This is a genomic window from Legionella nigrisilvae (assembly GCF_977063395.2).
On sequence record NZ_CDRUGZ020000027.1, the window covers coordinates 198,114 to 215,872 of the forward strand.

Below are 17,759 nucleotides of genomic sequence, written 5' to 3' on the forward strand. Positions count from 1 at the left end.
TTAGCAAAGAAATTGGAGTTTTTCTTCCTTTTTTTAAAAAGTTTATTATTTCATCCCCTTTTTATCTCGGTTGGTTAGCTCGAAAGTGCAATTAGGAGAGTTCTTTTTTGGAAACCTGCAAAAAGAATTTATCTAACATTTTAACGCTTAAAATCCATTTTAAAAAAATCATGAGATGGGCGGGAAATGTTACCGGATATCGGGCTTTAGGCTTTTTAGATTCAATTGCATGGATCAAACTATCAATCACCGCCTCTGTTTTGCGAGTAAAAAAAGAATCAGTTTTTTTTTGCTTAAATGAAGTCAACATCCGTTCATACTGTTTACTGAAATAACTATGTTGCATATCAATGTTGTTTAATGAGTTATCCACAGAATTATCTCTAAAACGACTTTCTATAGGGCCAGGTTCTATCGTAATAACATCAATACCTGAAGATTTTAATTCCAATCTTAGTGTATCGCTTATACCCTCTACGGCATATTTAGATGCATTATAAGCTCCCCGAAAAGGCATACTGACAATGCCTAAAATTGAACTTATATTTATAATACGACCATATCCTTGCTTACGCATGATTGGGATCGCTTGATTAGTAAGTTCAAGTAGCCCAAAAACGTTCGTTTCGAATTGGGCCCTCATCACATCACGTCTGATATCTTCCAGAGCCCCTGCTTGACCATACCCAGCGTTATTAATTAAAACATCTAAGCGCCCTGCTGTTTTAACCAATACCTCCGCAAACCCATTTTGAATTGAGGTTGAGTCCGAAACATCCAGTTGAACGGCCTCTACTCCGCTATCTAATAGCTTTTGCACATCCTCTTTTTTTCTACATGATCCAATAACTCGATGCCCTCTTTTTTTCAGAGTAAAAACAGCATCAAAACCAATTCCACTAGAACATCCAGTAATTAGAATTATTTTTTCCTTCATAAATTGTATCCAAAAATTGCTCAGGGAAATCATTTATAATCTATAATTCCTAATGTAACAACAAAATATGGAGTTGCAACATGGAAAAAGTTACCATTCGAAACTGTAGGATTTTTCGGCTCCTTGTTCTATCTTTCGCAATACTTATAGGTTTCCTTTACAGTAATATAGCTAAGGCAGAAGCGACCTCCGCCCTACCTGCTCAACAGCTTGCATATTTTGTGGGATACCATTCTGGATACTATGGGCCGTCTTCATATTATGGCCCGCAACCTTATCGCCACTACCGCCATCACCGTCATCATAGAAAATTTTACTGGACAGACTGGAGATACATAGGCCATGGCTGTAGTCGAAGCTGTCTCATTGACCGCTGGAGTGGACGTGTTATTCGCTGTAAAAGAAGTTGTCGTTAAAATTCATACTTCTAATCAATAAAGTAATACTTAGGCAAAATAATCGACCAAACCTTTAATTACCCTCTTATTTTTTAAGGGGGTTACCTCATCTACATCTCCTTGAGGGAATTTTTCTGGGTCTCGAGTATTCTGTTGTGAAAATTGACGTGAATGGGTTTCCGAATCAATGTGCACTTCTGATAAATTTAAACCTTGGTCCGCCATCATCACCTGTAGTTTCGGTAATGATTGATCAATAATATCACGTACATGAGAATTATGTGTTGTTATATTTATTGAAGCGGTATCGTTTATTATCTTAAGGCTTATTTCCAACGGTCCTAAGTGTTCAGGATTTATTTTAATTATTGCACCTTTAACCTCTTGCTGCCCAAGCCAGATAATATGCTGTGAAAATTGGTCTGACCATTCCGGATTATTTATTTCCATAGGTATAGTTAGGGTTTGAGATATATCGAGAGTACGAGTCGGGGTATTAATTTCCACAGTAGCCAGTACATTTACCATGGATGCTAAGTTTATTTCATTAACATGCTCGATTAGATGGGTTAGCTTTGAGTCAGTAGGTAACATAATTTCATTTTGAATTTCTATTTGATTTAAAGGCTGAAATATAATCTGGTTCTCCAAATTTTCCACTTCCAAGGAATTAGCGTTAGGACCCAAGGGAATCAGTGAGCTCATTGATTTTGTATGTTCTTCACGCGATGCTAGAATATTCCTTGAAGTTATATTGGACACAGTGGACTCTATAAGATTTGAAGAATCCGGTGTTATCATTGGGTACGAATGAGAATTGGGTAATAAGCCATATACTTCTGTAATTTCAATTAAAGCCGGTGCATTGGTTTGTTGTTCTTCTTGGGTTATAATATTTTCATTCACATTTTGAAATTTTTGAACTGGGTTTAGAGTTTCTTGGGTTTTTATTGTTACATTCAGCTCGCCATTTGCCCCTATACTTATATTTTTATCCTCAACTGAATCGGTTTTCTGATCATTACTTGTCCAGTTTGCATCAGCTTCCTGCTTCACTTCAGATAAAAAAGATTCATTTTGAATAACCCAATCTTCTACCACCTGTTGAGTTAAACTGTTTTGAATTTGAGCGTCGCTATTTTCTCCGAAAGTTGGAACGTCCTCTTCTGTCTCAAGCATTATTGGGGTTCTATTTTCAATTGCCTTGTCATCTTGTAGGTCCATATTTAATTTTGTCATTTCGATTACATTCTGGTAATACGGAGAATTTATCCATGAAACAGCAACATTATCTTCCATAACATGTGCGGATTGTTCTTCATTCGTTTCTTCTGATATGGGGTTTTCTAACACTTTTTCAGAATCAATTACTGAAGCACCAGTTATGGAACTCAATGATGCTATTACTTCTGAAACTGGAATCGAATTTTGTTTAGCTTCTTGATGATTGGATATAGGGGTCCCAATATGAGTTAATAAAAATAGAAACTCATCTACGTCCTTAGGATCATTATTTGACAAAGGATTTTGCATCTGTGAGTTTTCTACCGTTTTCGTCAAAATTTCGCCATCTAAAGTGTTATCCGACAAATTATTTGAGAAAAGGTCAATAGCGGGTAGATTTGATATTGCTTTACTCAAGTCAGTCATTCCAATTCTCCTAAATTTGTAGATTTAGATAGCAATATCCATACCAATTAATAATAAACACATAACTATTAATTTTTTGTTAAAAAATATTTCTTGAGTGTAAATTAACCTAAAAGAGCTATTTTAAATCAAATCAAACAATGTTAATCTGCGCACTCAAAATATTGAAGAGTAAATATCATGTACGGTAAAAATTCATTTTATAAGCCAAAATATACGCACGAATCAGTTTCGGATATGATTAATAAAGCGTTGAAATTACTAATTGAAGAAAATAATAAAAACGCTTTTCTTGATTTGCTGGCCTTGAGAAGGCAGGAGTTTGAGACTGCCCTGAAGCAAAACCCAGATCCTTTTGAAACCCAACGAATATTAGCTCAATATTATGTTTTTGCTAAGACCTTATCAAAGTGTATATCTGACTCACCTAAAACTAGTACCTATGTAGATTCTTATCTTAACCATAAAAATTATTATCCAGTGGGAGTTACTAAGGTAATCGAAGAGCCCTTTCGGCATAATATCTCACTAGCTGCGACCATCTTAGGTGCAGCGCTTATCTTAGCTTCCTTTGCTGCGTTATTCTTTAATCCATTGATAACTGCAATTTTACTTCCAATTGGTATTTCTCTGTTGGCTCCTGGTGTTGCCTCTTTATTAACCCCTGGGCCTCTTGATACCTCAGAGGTAAAGGGTTTAGAAAAACTTATTTTTGAAGCTGCTGCTAAAGTCAATAATCCAGAATTAGATTTTGACGATGGTCCAGGGCTTACTCAGAATGCTACTGTATTCTAAAAAGTTCTGACCTAATTTCATAAGAACTCATGGAATTTTCTTAAAATTGAGCTATCATTCGGTTTTTGATTTCAGGAGCTCCTTATGAAAGTAGGTCATGACAGCTTATCAACAAAATCTCAATTACATGTAGATGGAAAAACTTATCATTATTACAGCCTTAAAGAAGCGGAACAGAAACATTTAAATGGGATCCATCGTCTTCCTTATTCGCTTAAAGTGCTGCTTGAAAATCTATTGCGTTTCGAAGATGACAATACAGTTACCACTAAAGATATTAAAGCTGTTGCCAACTGGCTGAACGATAAAACCTCACAACATGAAATTGCATTTAGGCCTGCTCGTGTATTAATGCAAGACTTCACTGGAGTTCCCGCTGTAGTTGATTTAGCCGCAATGCGAGATGCTATTGTTAAAATGGGTGGTAATCCCGATAAAATCTCCCCATTATCTCCAGTTGACTTAGTCATTGATCATTCAGTTATGGTTGATAAGTTTGGCAGTAAAGACGCTTTAACTGTAAATACTGAAATCGAAATGAAGCGAAACAATGAGCGTTATGAATTTTTACGCTGGGGACAAAAAGCTTTTAATAATTTCCAAGTCGTACCACCTGGAACTGGGATTTGCCATCAAGTAAATCTTGAATATTTAGGAAAAACTGTATGGAGTAGTATTGAAGACGGCACTTTATATGCCTATCCAGATACTTTAGTAGGTACAGATTCTCATACAACCATGATTAATGGCTTGGGTGTGCTCGGTTGGGGGGTTGGAGGTATTGAAGCAGAAGCTGCCATGCTAGGACAGCCTGTATCCATGTTGATCCCAGAGGTTATCGGATTTAAATTACATGGAAAAATGAAGGAAGGAATCACTGCAACCGACCTCGTACTCACTGTAACCCAAATGCTTAGAAAAAAAGGTGTGGTTGGCAAATTTGTTGAATTTTATGGCCCTGGGTTAAGTGATTTGCCCCTTGCTGATCGCGCTACAATTTCTAATATGGCTCCGGAATACGGCGCTACATGTGGTTTTTTCCCAGTAGACAAAGAAACCATTCGTTATTTAGAGTTGACCGGCCGTGATAAACATACTATTGCATTGGTCGAAGCGTACGCTAAAGCCCAAGGTATGTGGTATGAAAATGACAGCGAAGATCCTGTATTTACAGACACCCTAGAACTTGATTTGAGTTCTGTTGTCCCATCATTAGCTGGCCCGAAACGCCCACAAGACAAAGTAACTTTAAATACGCTACCTGTGGAATTCGATAAGTTTCTTAAGGAAGCTGGGAAAGAACAGGAAACAAATTCTTCGTTCCCAGTTAAAAATCATGATTTCCAAATGAAACACGGCCATGTGGTTATTGCCGCCATTACCAGTTGCACCAATACATCAAACCCAAGTGTACTCATGGCAGCAGGTTTAGTAGCCAAAAAAGCTATTGAAAAAGGCCTCCAACGCAAACCTTGGGTTAAGTCTTCTTTAGCTCCTGGATCTAAAGTAGTTACAGATTATCTCAAACAAGCAGGGTTACAACCTTATTTGGATCAATTAGGTTTTAATTTAGTTGGCTATGGCTGTACTACATGTATCGGTAACTCGGGTCCACTTCCGGATGCTATTTCTCACTGCGTCAGTGATAACGATCTCGTCGTTTCAGCTGTTTTATCAGGAAACCGAAACTTTGAAGGCCGTGTACATCCACAAGTCAGAGCAAACTGGTTAGCATCTCCGCCTTTAGTAGTTGCTTATGCTTTATGCGGAACGACCACAATCGATCTAAGTAAAGATCCTATTGGCAAAGATGATAAAGGGAATGATGTGTATCTCAAAGATATTTGGCCATCTAATGCTGAAATTGCTACTGAGGTATCTAAAGTTACTGGTGGCATGTTCCGTAAAGAATATGCGGAAGTTTTTCTCGGTGACGAACACTGGCAATCAATTAAAACAAGCACTGGAAAAACCTATGAATGGGACGCAAATTCAACATACATTCAACATCCACCGTTTTTTGATCATCTAAAAGCAAAACCTGATTCAATTAAATCAATCAAACAGGCTTATATTTTGGCTTTATTTGGTGATTCAATTACAACCGATCACATCTCTCCAGCAGGCTCAATCAAAGCGAACTCTCCAGCAGGTTTGTACTTAAAATCCAAAGGGGTTGATGAAAAGGAGTTTAACTCCTATGGCTCTCGTCGTGGTAACCATGAAGTAATGATGAGAGGTACTTTTGCTAACATTCGCATCCGCAATGAAATGACTCCGGGACAAGAAGGTGGCATTACCCGGTATATTCCATCTGGGGAAGTTATGCCCATTTACGATGCAGCAATGCTTTATCAAAAAGATCATCATGATCTCGTAGTGATTGCTGGGAAAGAATACGGTACTGGCTCTTCAAGGGATTGGGCAGCAAAAGGCACCAATTTACTTGGAGTCAAAGCCGTTCTTACTGAAAGCTTTGAACGCATTCACCGGTCAAATTTAATCGGCATGGGTGTTTTACCTCTACAATTTTGTGAAGGTATAACTCGTAAAACTCTCGATTTGAAAGGAGATGAGCGTGTTAGCATCGACGTAACTGATTCATTAATGCCTGGTTCAATGGTTCCTGTCACCATTGAGCGTTCCAATGGTCAAGTTGAGAAGATCAAAGCATTATGCCGTATCGATACTGCTGATGAATTAGAATATTATAAAAATGGTGGGATTCTTCAATACGTTCTCAGGAACCTGTGTAATTGAGATGATTAGGTTAACGTCTGGGTTGGGCCTGAGGCCCAACCGCTCTGAGATTCAGTTCACCCAAATATCTAATGCTCACTTTTTTATGATTCTAAAAATCAAACTACTTTTTAGTTTTAATTTCATTAATGATAATGGCATTGCGCATTCAAAGTTTTGCTTGTACCGCATTTGTTAAGGACAAATCATGAATCACCCTAAAAAGGTTCTAAGTGTTTTTTCATTAGTAATGATTAACGTTATTGCTGTTGATAGCTTACGTACTTTGCCTATTAGTGCCAAACTTGGACTTACATTAGTCTCTTATTACGTTGTAGCTGCATTTGCCTTTTTTATTCCTGTATCTTTAGTGGCGGCAGAATTAGCAACAACCTATCCCGAAACTGGTGGAATATACGTATGGGTTCGCGAAGCATTCGGTAAACGAGCAGCTTTTATTACTATTTGGCTACAGTGGATATATAATGTGGTATGGTATCCAACGATACTGGCTTTTATCGCGGCAACCCTATCCTATCTAATAGTCCCAGAATTAGGGAGCAACAAGTATTACTTGTTGGGTACCGTGCTGGGTCTGTTTTGGTTGTTTACGCTACTCAATTGCTTTGGAATGAAAGTATCAAGCATAGTAAGCACTATTGGAGCAACAATAGGGACTATATTTCCAATGCTGTTTATTATTTTTTTAGCAATACTATGGGCAGTTCAAGGAAAACCTATGGTTGTCGGCTATCCAACGACATGGTTACCTGACTTCAGTTCATTTGGTAATTTATCCTTATTTGCAGTAGTATTATTTGGTCTTCTTGGTATGGAGATGTCAGCAGTTCATGCTGAAGAAGTAAAAAATCCCCAACGGGATTATCCAAAAGCACTTTTATATTCAACTATTTTAGTCATTTCTACACTTTCGTTAGGCTCAATAGCTATTATGGTCGTGGTCCCCAATGAAAGTTTAAGTGTGGTATCTGGGCTAATCGATGCTTATGCTGTTTTTTTTAATGCATATAATATGCCCTGGATGACCTCAATTATTGCCATTTTAATTATTTTAGGTGGACTCAGTGGAGTTTCGGCTTGGATTATCGGTCCCACAAAAGGATTAATGGTTTCAGCGAGGGATGGCTCTTTACCTGCAATATTCGCCCATACAAATAAATACGGTGCTCCAACAAAAATTCTCTTTGCACAAGCTATTATTTTTACCCTTCTTAGTACAGCTTTTATTTTGTTAGATTCAATTAATGCGGCCTACTGGATGTTAAGTGATCTGTGTGCGCAAATGGCCTTATTGGTCTATGTCTTTATGTTTGCTGCTGCTATTAAACTACGATATAGTAAACCCAACCTGAATCGAGGCTACACCGTTCCAGGTGGTAATATGGTGATGTGGTTATTATGTATCATTGGGATTCTCTGTTGTCTAACAGCAATTGTTATCGGATTCGTACCGCCCACACAAATACCGGTTGGTAATGTTTTTATCTTTGAATCTTTTTTAATCGGTGGATTACTTTTATTTGTATTAATCCCCTGGTTTCTTGCTAAAAGACATTAGCATATCTAAAGCCGCCATCTTACACTAGACATGAGATGACGGCTGGATCTTCAAGTTTCTCCGGGCAATAACTACTTACTACTATTCAAACATATCCATTATTGCTTGATTCCATTGTTGGGGTTGTTCTAAATTAGATAAATGCCCTGTATTAGGCAAAACAATTAATTGACTATTTTTGGCAAGTGAATGCATATCGATACTTTGTTGTGGAGGAATCACTTTATCCATCTCACCTGTAATAATTAAAATAGGCACCCTTGTTGCTGCAAGGACAGATGAGGTGTCATCACGGAGTGCCATTCCACGCAAGGCAGATGCAGCAGCAGTTGACTTTTGCAAGCTTAGAATATGACGAAGATAAGTTTTTAGTTCCCATGAGACATTAGATGCAAGTGCCTTGATCATAAAACCCTCTATCAAATTTTCCATTCCATTTTCAAGAACATCAAGTGCAGTTTTTTCCCGAGTTACTTTTGTTTCAGGACTATCTGCCACAGCTTGGGTATTAGAAAGCACTAATCCTAGCGTTTGATGCGGATATTTATCTAAAAATGCTAGCGCAATGTAACCTCCCATAGACTCTCCAGCAATAATTGCTTTATCTATTTTTAGGTAATCTAATAACTGTTTTACTTCGTTGGCATATTCAGTCATAGGAATGGCATTTCCATCCACAGATGAGGACTCACCAAATCCCCATAGATCCAAAGTAATCACTCGAAAGCGCTCTTTAAGTCCTTCTTGTTGGGCCTGCCATAATCGTTGATCTGTAGGGAATGCGTGGATTAATACGATTGGTTTACCTTCACCTACGTCATTATAAGAAATAAATTGATTCGACTGAGGAGGAGCAAAAGTCATTGCGAGCAACGTATTGCTAACACAACAAATGAGCATAGAAATTAAAGCCTGGGTTACATAGAATATCTTATTCATTAATAACTCCACTGAATGAGCAATGGCAACATCCTGTTGCGCCAGCAATCTAGGCGTAACTCAATCAAAATACTGAATTACGCCCCAGATATAAACTAATCAGGTAAGGACATTAAACTTGCATTACCTCCTGCAGCAGTAGTGTCAACTGTGTAAGTGCGTTCATGGCAAAGTCGAATCAAATAGTTTGGGCCGCCTGCTTTAGGACCGGTACCAGACAATCCCTCTCCACCAAAAGGTTGTAATCCAACAACAGCACCTATCATATTACGGTTTACATAACAGTTACCCGCATGAATATTTTGTCTAATATATTCTACTGTTTCATTAATTCGACTATGGATACCCAAGGTTAAACCATAACCTGTTGCATTAATTTGTTTAATAACTTGATCGAGATCTTTTCGTTTGAATTGGATTACATGTAATACCGGACCAAAGACTTCCTTTTCCAATGCATTGATATGATCAATAGCAATCGCAGTGGGTGGCATGAAGTATCCCGACTCCAAAGATTCATCCAAAGGGCATTGGTAAATAATTTCAAAACGCTTTTTCATATGCTCCACATGATTTTTTAATGTGGATAAAGCAGCCTTATCAATCACAGGCCCAACATCAGTTACCAGCCAACGGGGATCGCCTACTACCAATTCAGCCATAGCTCCTTTTAAAAGAGCAATGGTTCGTGGATATACTTCTTCTTGAACAAATAATACGCGGAGCGCAGAACATCTTTGACCAGCGCTACCGAAGGCAGAGTTAACCGCATCGACTACTACCTGTTCCAATAGTGCAGACGAGTCTACAATCATCGCATTTTGGCCGCCTGTCTCAGCAATTAGAGGAATCAGTTCACCACCACGCGTTGCTAAGGTACGATTAATTAGATTTGCTGTGTCCGTAGAACCTGTAAACAATACTGCTTTAATTCTTTTGTCGGAAACTAATGCAGCCCCAATGGTTTCGCCAGGTCCAGGAAGCAATTGTACAACGGCCTCTGGAATTCCTGCTCGATGCATTAATTTAACTGTATAAGCAGCAATTAATGGGGTTTGTTCTGCTGGTTTTGCAATAACACAATTTCCTGTAACCAAGGCGGCAGCAACCTGACCTGTAAAAATTGCTAAGGGAAAATTCCAGGGACTGATACAAAGTGCGATTCCACGTGGATGCAAACTAAGCTCATTGAGCTCTCCTGTATAACCAGTTAAACGCAAAGGAGCAGCTAAAATTTGTTGTGCCTGCATCGCATAGTAACGACAAAAATCTATTGCTTCTCGCACTTCTGAAATGCAGTCATTCATGGTCTTACCGGCTTCTAGACATGCGATGGTCATAAGTTCTGCGGAATGTTCCTGTAATAAATCAGCAAAACGGTTAAGACATGCGGCTCTTTCTTTTACAAGAGTATTAGACCATCCTGGGAATGCCTGCACAGCTTGTACCAATGCTTGCTCCACATCTTCTAGGGATGAATTTTGAACGGTTCCAATAATATTTTCAGTGAGTTGCGGCGACTCAACGCGTTGCTTTTCACCTTTAAGTGATGCAGTTCCTGAGATCATGGGGCCTGAAGTCCACTGTTGCAATTTAAGTTGGGTCATTTTTTGTTGTAAAAGAGCTCGCTCAGTACGATCAGAAAAATCAAACCCTTTAGAATTTTTTCTGCTGGGTTGAAAGATATCCTCCGGTAGTGGAATATTTTGATTCATCTTATGCAATAAAGATCTGGCTTTTTCTACAGGATCCTCAACCAACGTACTAATCGGTGCGTTATCATCAACGATGCGGTTTACAAATGATGAATTTGCTCCGTTTTCTAACAAACGACGTACCAAATAGGGAAGTAAATCTTCATGACTTCCCACTGGCGCATAAATACGACATGGGATTCCATAACGTTCGGCTGGTACTATTTGTTGATAGAGCTCAGTACCCATTCCATGCAAACACTGAAATTCGAAGTCTCGATAATCACCAGTAATATCTAAAATCATCGCCACCGAATAGGCATTATGGGTTGCAAATTGAGGATAAATGGCATCCGTCATGGTCAATATTTTTTTAGCACAAGCCTGGAAAGAAACATCTGTAAAAACTTTGCGGGTAAATACAGGATATTCTTTAAAACCCTGCATTTGTGTCTTTTTTATCTCACTATCCCAATAAGCTCCTTTTATCAATCGCACCATGATTCGACGTTGCTTGCTTCTTGCAAGAGCGGCAACCCAATCTAATACATAAAAGGCTCTTTTTTGATAGGACTGAACCGCTAAACCGAAACCATTCCAACCATCCAAACTTGCATCATTAAAAACACGCTCCATTACATCTAGTGATAAATCCAAACGCTCAGACTCTTCTGCATCAACCGTTAGGGCAATTCCGTAACTTTTTGCCAATCGAGCCAGAGCGAGTAGTTTAACGGGTAACTCCTCCATAACGCGATCATGCTGACTTTCGTTATAACGTGGGTGCAATGCAGAAAGTTTTATAGATATACCTGCACGTTTATATACATCAGAGTCTTTATCAGCCTGCTTTCCTATGGTTTCAATTGCTTCCTTATAGGCTTCAAAGTAACGCAATGCATCTATTGATGTAAGAGCAGCTTCACCCAACATGTCATATGAATAACGGTATCCTTGCGCCTCTTTCTTTTTGGCTCGGCTTAAGGCTTCACTAATAGTGCGTCCCATAACAAATTGTTTGCTCATAATGCGCATGGCTTTATCAACTGCTTTTCTTACAACCGCTTCGCTGCTGCGATTAACAAGCTTCATTAAAGATTTAGTTAATGTGGTTTCGGCTTTTTCCGGAGTGAGTATTTTCCCTGTGAGCATCAATGCCCAAGTTGTTGCGTTAACAAAGAATGAATCACTTTGGCCTATATGTGATTTCCAATCTCCACCCGACAATTTATCTTTAATTAAATTATCTACTGTAGCACTATCAGGAACACGTAATAGTGCTTCAGCCAAACACATCAGAGCAATACCTTCATCACTGGATAAAGCATACTCAGTCAAAAATGAATCAATTCCCGTGCTTTTTTTTCGTTCCATGCGCACTGACTCAACTAATTTTGTAGCTCTATCCTTAATGTTAATTAGTTGCTGTTGCCCTAACGCCGCTTTTTCACAAAGTTCGGTTATTAAAGGCAACTCATCGATACGATAGGCATGGTTAATAGCAGCACGTAAGCCTTCTGGTAATTGTATGATCTGCTTTTCCAGCATAGTATTCTCCGCAATCAAATATAACTAATCTTTTTCCCGTTCACTCTTGAAACACAAAGAAGTACAAGTCAATGCTGGGTTTAAAAGAGTTTAAAAACTAACAGCCAAGTATAATTTAGCGCCATCTAAAATGGAATGCATTACCGGTTATTTTGCCTAGGAACAAAAGATAAATCGGCGGTAAATCGAGTTATTATACCTAAATTTCGATCATTTTTCTGGTATTTATTTATTTTTTTTGAATTTTTTTTTATCTATTTGCGCTCAATTTGACAACTCAAATTGGTCTTTTTTGAATCATATAGACCATTGTTTAATCTATACATTTTTTCAATACAGGGTTAAGCATATGAATTGAGTAATATTTTTCCCTGATGGGCAAATAAAGGACTCATGATTTTACAATTACGTGAATTGTTAATATAATCACCATTTTTTCGAAGAAACTATAACGGCGATTTATAGAAGAAAGGAGCAGTATGAATACTCTATTAACTCTTATCTCAACCGTAATTTTAACTAGTAATATAACCTCAAGCACACCTTCGTTTGCAGCAAGGTCAGATTCAGATATTAATAGCAAATTGCAACATTTGAGCCATAAAGCACCCCAATTGAATAAAAATGTTTTAAGACTTGCATTAACTGCGTACCAAAACGCAAGTAAAAGAGGCTCTGTTAAAAAGCCTGTACTTACAGTTATAGATTATTCCTTACCCTCAAACAAACAACGAATGTGGGTATTCGATATTCGTAAAGAACGTCTTTTATATAACACTTATGTGGCACACGGAAAAAATTCGGGTGTGAATAAGGCCAGTCATTTTTCCAATATTCCTTCAAGCAAACAATCAAGCTTAGGTACCTACATTACAAAAGACACCTATATAGGGCATAAAGGATATTCGCTTAATTTACAGGGCTTAGATAAAGGATTTAATGACAATGCATTAAGTCGACGTGTAGTAATACATGGAGCTTGGTATGTAGAACCTGATTTCATAAAGCGAGCAGGTCGCGCTGGGCTATCCTGGGGGTGTCCTGCGATCGCTCAAACTTTAGCAAAACCCGTAATTAATACAATTAAAAATGGGTCTGTGATTTTCGCCTATTTTCCTGATAAAAAGTTTTTATCTCGATCAGGCTATTTAGTAGCATAAAAAAAGCCAGGGCATAAACCCTGGCTTTCGCAGTCATCCGTATAAGAACGTTAAAGTTCTTATTATCATCCATGATAAATCATATCCATATGATTACAATTCCATTTGTGTGACTTATATCCATACAAGCCATGTTTAAAATTTAGCATAGATAATGAGAAGCGCAAGCAGACCTCAGTGTCTTTCCCTAACAAATTTTAAGTGGCTCAAAAAGCATATTCTAAAAATTTTAGTTAAAAAACAGTATGTTATGAAAAATCACTATAATCTAGGGCAAAGAAAGCAGCAATTCTCTTTGCTTGAATTGAGAAATCTCTTACACGAGATAGAGCAAAAAAACGTGCTACGTTTTCAATAAAGCGTATTATTTTTAACTAAAAAACTAAAACTAATAACAGTCTTTACATACAAGTGCTTGATTATGTCAAAAGATGTGGTAGTTTATTCAGCATCTAGATTACGCTTTAGAGCAAAATGATGGACAAACAACCGTTAACTACAGTAAAAAAAGATAAACTAAATGTCATAGATTGGCTTATTGAACATTTTCCAAATGCCTTTTTTAAAAAAGGGAATCAGATCAAACCTCTGAAAATTGGAATATTTGACGATATCATCGACTTCTACGAACGACTAGATACCCCGCCTTTTAGCAAAAAAGCGATACGTGAGGCTTTAAGCTACTATAGTGCTTCACCAGCTTATCTAAACTGCCAAAAAGAGAATGCTGCGCGTATTGATATTTATGGGAATGAAGTAGATGTAGTGACACAAGAACAAGCCAGATACGCTCATCAGCGTTATTTGGAGCGTTATAACAAGAAACAAATTTCCGAAAAAAATCAGAATACCCATAGTGACACATAACGGAATCTCAAGAATCTAAGACTGGCTTTTTTAATTCCAGTCTTAGATAAGTACTAGCTCGTTTATTATTACTGAAAAGCTATCAAATAATTAACTCTTACATCCGACCCTAACGTAGCTTTTCTCAGAAAAGGGTTGTAATCCATACCTTTCAAATCTATTAAATTAAAGTCCCAAGGACGGGCCATAGCACACAACTCACTGGGTTTTATAAATTTTTTATAATCATGAGTCTGTTTTGGCAATAAATTCAATACATATTCAGCAGCAATAATTGCAGTAGCATAGGCTTTAACTGTTCTACTGATTGTTGATACAAATAAAAACCCATGAGGCTTAAGTAACCGTCTACAATGTTCAAAAACAAGCTCAGGATTTTCTACATGCTCCAACATTTCCATGCAGGTAATAACATCAAAACTTTGATCTTTATATGTTTCAACTGAAGTACATTGGTAGTTAATGTTCAAATGATTTTTTTTTGCATGTTCTTGTGCTACAGAAATTGCTGTAGGTTCTGCATCGATACCCGTAACATTTGCTCCAGTACCTGCCATAGCTTCACATAAAATCCCACCGCCACAACCAACATCCAAAACATTTAAACCATTTAAGTGAACATGTTGCTTAATAAAATCCAGTCGGATTTCATTTATATCATGAAGTGTTTTCAATGGCCCTTCTTTATCCCACCATAAGTTAGCATGCTGAGCAAACTTACTAATTTCTTGAGGGTTAATTGTTGATTCAGAATTACTCATATTTTAATAAATCCAGAGGTTTAAAAAAATTGATCACGTGTTGATTCGTGATAAAGCTCACATTATAGGGATGTTCTGCAATAAGTCCTATAGGCAATTTATTCTGAGCTGCGGTTTCTGCTATTTTACCTAATAAAATTAGCTGAACATTAGGTTTAACTTGAACTAACTGCTCCAACAGACTTTGGATAAAAGGCTTCCATTGGCGAGCATGATAAGGAACTTTACCCTCACTATAGACCAATGAGGCATTGAGCAATAAAATACCTTTATTCATCATACCTTCAAACAATTGTTGGGCCGTTTGCACCAGATCATTTTTATCCAGTAAGGCTATATCAGCTTGTGACGTATTAAAACCTAAATCGCCACGGGCACAAAGCATCATTTTTATCCAATTACGCAAAGAAGTTGCCCTATTAACTGTTTTACTTAACCCGGTCGAACTCCATAGGTCCGCAACGGAGTTATCCCAAAAAGCATATCCATTTGCTGAATCTTTACGAGGATATGGGGATTCTCCTAATAAAATGTATTGAGTTCTTGCCAACGGTAAATTGAACGCCGCAAGTAATCGTTCTGCGCCCGGCAACCAATTTTTATCATGAATTAACTGAAACAAATAATTCTGATCCATCGTTTTCAATGCTGTGATTAGAATTTCCTTCCACTCAGGATGGCAAATATTTAAAAAAATTTGATATTCCACTTTTGTACTCGGTATCAATACTTCTAACGACTCTTCCAATATGACTCCCTTTTCTATATAATGACCTCAATTTGCACAATCATATAAAAATTATGAGCACCAACGCAAAAAATGCAGCAAATCTAACTAGCGATGCACTTCATAATCGTAACTGCTATACTTATTTTCTTCAATTAAAAGCTGCAATTGACCAATGCCCTATTGCGCAACTCCTGCCTGAATTTTCCAAATTACACACTGTGATGAAGCAACCGTATAATAATGCTTATCCCTATGGTAATTTATATTCGTCTTGTATCGCTGCTTTAGAGACGTATATTGAGAACAATCCAGCAGAACAAGTTAAAAAGCTGGATGAATTAGTTTTAGCGATTTACCACAATGACAACAAGATCCTCGAAGAATCTTCTGATTGGATAAATGATATTGGTGCCAAAATACATCCTCGGAAATCCAATGTAGAAAAAAAAATTCAAAAAACAATAAAAGACATTGATAAAAAAGTTAATCGACACTCTCCCCATAGCGAAGGTGGAATTTACCGTCGTCTTTATTCTTTATTTTCGGATGACTTTAAACCCCAACAAGAAACCAATCTGCCAACAATCAAAAACTTTTCCTATCAGGACCCTTCAGATCCAACAGAGTATCGTTTTAGCACCCAAGCCCAGCGCCATAGTGGGAAAACTCGCATCAGCCCTCTTTTTGAACGTTGGTTACAAATAAATGCCGAAAGATCGAATAAACAAATATGTCATATCTATTTTAATAATTTGGGGTTGGATCGAAGTAAGTATGATATAGCTGGAGCTAAAGAAAGAGATTTAACTCTAGCACTACATAAACTTGAAGACGATCCGAGCCTCAAGGTCTTAGTCATTACCCTTCCAGCAAATGAAGGTTTAATGGAGTCCTCCGACTTCGAAAAAATAGATGATACTTTATCCACCAGAGCTGTATTTAATGAATTTCTAGATATAGCGGGAGAGAGAACAAATAAAAAAGTCGTTTCTGATTTCCACATTAGCCCCGCAGCAAGAGCATTATTGTTTGGGACTGATGAACAGCAAATTTTAACACATCTACTTTTGGAGAGTTTTAAGGCACAAGGGCTTATCCATAGAAGCTCTATATCTTCCGCAGAAAAACAAGCAGTTTGGGTGCACTTCGTCAAATATGAGCTCCCCAATTACATCATAAAAAAAGTCCAACCTAAAAGTTTCAATTTTTCTTGCAAAGATGCAATAGATCGTGGCGCCCTATCATCTACATACTATAATTTGATGAAGTCCTTTAGGTTAGAAAAACCTATAACTAAAAAAGAATTTGAGCGTTCTTTAGATGCAGCAGCTGCAAATGTAAAAGGAAGAGGTATGAATTTTCATCGAAAAATCATATGGAACGCTTTAAATACGTATGTCAATGCAAATTACTCAGATTTAATTATGAACAAGAAGAAATCTTGGTTAATTCACTGGCGTGATATGAACTGCCCTGAGATACAAACAAAGAAACTTCTTAAAAAAAGACTTAAACAAACTCAAGAACAATTTGAAAAGCTACCCGAAGGAAACATTAAGCGAGTGGGTCTTGATTTATTAAATAATGTAGCGAAGTTAGATCGGCAAAAGTCGGGTAGCGACGAGCTCATACTCGAAATCATTTCCCGTACCTCTGAACTCGTAAATACTCCGTCTAAAGAGTCCATTGAAATCTACAAAACACTAACCGATGCCCTAAAAATAAATCATCCCATTTTATATGAACTCGCCGGCATAATGGTGTCCTTACTCGGCTATATACTTCTTATTCCTTCTTTGGGATTCTCTGAGGGAATGATTGATAAAGGAACTTCCCTACAAAACAAAGGATTATTCTACGAAAGCAGAAATAAACTGGGCGAAGAAATAGCAGAATTTACTTCAACGCTACAGAGCTAAAAATTGCGCTACTTTTCCCTAGCACCATTGTCTTAAAATAACT

Annotated in this window: 12 protein-coding genes; 6 read left to right on the forward strand and 6 right to left on the reverse strand. The window is 37.5% G+C overall.

Annotation, left to right across the window (positions count from 1 at the left end):
• Positions 1-91 precede the first annotated feature (91 nt).
• Both ACWTE2_RS18140 and ACWTE2_RS18145 read right to left on the reverse strand, forming a co-directional pair.
• Positions 92-937 carry an SDR family NAD(P)-dependent oxidoreductase gene (locus ACWTE2_RS18140; protein ID WP_454783768.1) on the reverse strand — a complete coding sequence of 282 codons (846 nt, stop codon included), beginning with the start codon at positions 935-937 and terminating at the stop codon, positions 92-94.
• A 446-nt stretch (positions 938-1,383) separates the two neighbouring features.
• Positions 1,384-2,985: a flagellar hook-length control protein FliK gene (locus tag ACWTE2_RS18145; RefSeq protein WP_454783769.1), complete on the reverse strand. Its 1,602-nt coding sequence runs from the start codon at positions 2,983-2,985 to the stop codon at positions 1,384-1,386.
• Positions 2,986-3,165: 180 nt separating this feature from the next.
• Between ACWTE2_RS18145 and ACWTE2_RS18150 the strand changes: the two genes are divergently transcribed.
• From ACWTE2_RS18150 to ACWTE2_RS18160, 3 genes are all read left to right on the forward strand, one after another.
• Entirely contained in the window at positions 3,166-3,780 is a 615-nt protein-coding gene (locus ACWTE2_RS18150; RefSeq protein ID WP_454783770.1) for a lpg1689 family Dot/Icm T4SS effector, read from the forward strand.
• Positions 3,781-3,864: 84 nt separating this feature from the next.
• Positions 3,865-6,540 (forward strand): aconitate hydratase AcnA, encoded by a 2,676-nt coding sequence (gene acnA, locus ACWTE2_RS18155; RefSeq protein WP_454783771.1) that lies wholly within the window; start codon positions 3,865-3,867, stop codon positions 6,538-6,540.
• A gap of 187 nt (positions 6,541-6,727) precedes the next feature.
• The gene (locus ACWTE2_RS18160) at positions 6,728-8,098 is read left to right on the forward strand and encodes an APC family permease (protein WP_454783772.1); all 1,371 of its coding nucleotides are present in this window, start codon (positions 6,728-6,730) and stop codon (positions 8,096-8,098) included.
• An 81-nt stretch (positions 8,099-8,179) separates the two neighbouring features.
• Here the strand turns inward: ACWTE2_RS18160 and ACWTE2_RS18165 are convergent, their stop codons facing one another.
• Together ACWTE2_RS18165 and putA are read right to left on the reverse strand one after the other, a co-directional pair.
• The gene (locus tag ACWTE2_RS18165) at positions 8,180-9,037 is read right to left on the reverse strand and encodes an alpha/beta fold hydrolase (RefSeq protein ID WP_454783773.1); all 858 of its coding nucleotides are present in this window, start codon (positions 9,035-9,037) and stop codon (positions 8,180-8,182) included.
• A gap of 95 nt (positions 9,038-9,132) precedes the next feature.
• On the reverse strand, positions 9,133-12,279 hold the full coding sequence (gene putA, locus ACWTE2_RS18170) for a bifunctional proline dehydrogenase/L-glutamate gamma-semialdehyde dehydrogenase PutA (protein ID WP_454783774.1): 3,147 nt from the start codon (positions 12,277-12,279) through the stop codon (positions 9,133-9,135).
• A 479-nt stretch (positions 12,280-12,758) separates the two neighbouring features.
• Between putA and ACWTE2_RS18175 the strand changes: the two genes are divergently transcribed.
• Both ACWTE2_RS18175 and ACWTE2_RS18180 read left to right on the forward strand, forming a co-directional pair.
• Positions 12,759-13,439, forward strand: coding sequence for a murein L,D-transpeptidase catalytic domain family protein (locus ACWTE2_RS18175; protein WP_182390704.1), 681 nt, complete (start codon positions 12,759-12,761; stop codon positions 13,437-13,439).
• A gap of 477 nt (positions 13,440-13,916) precedes the next feature.
• Complete coding sequence (locus ACWTE2_RS18180) at positions 13,917-14,306, forward strand: ProQ/FinO family protein (RefSeq protein ID WP_182393655.1); 390 nt, start codon at positions 13,917-13,919, stop codon at positions 14,304-14,306.
• 68 nt (positions 14,307-14,374) lie between these two features.
• Here the strand turns inward: ACWTE2_RS18180 and ubiG are convergent, their stop codons facing one another.
• Both ubiG and ACWTE2_RS18190 read right to left on the reverse strand, forming a co-directional pair.
• Positions 14,375-15,067, reverse strand: coding sequence for a bifunctional 2-polyprenyl-6-hydroxyphenol methylase/3-demethylubiquinol 3-O-methyltransferase UbiG (ubiG, locus tag ACWTE2_RS18185; protein ID WP_454783775.1), 693 nt, complete (start codon positions 15,065-15,067; stop codon positions 14,375-14,377).
• On the reverse strand, positions 15,060-15,815 hold the full coding sequence (locus tag ACWTE2_RS18190; protein ID WP_454783776.1) for a uracil-DNA glycosylase family protein: 756 nt from the start codon (positions 15,813-15,815) through the stop codon (positions 15,060-15,062). Before ACWTE2_RS18190 ends, ubiG begins: the two co-directional genes overlap by 8 nt.
• Positions 15,816-15,868: 53 nt before the next feature.
• Between ACWTE2_RS18190 and ACWTE2_RS18195 the strand changes: the two genes are divergently transcribed.
• Positions 15,869-17,716: a hypothetical protein gene (locus ACWTE2_RS18195; RefSeq protein WP_454783777.1), complete on the forward strand. Its 1,848-nt coding sequence runs from the start codon at positions 15,869-15,871 to the stop codon at positions 17,714-17,716.
• Positions 17,717-17,759: the final 43 nt, after the last annotated feature.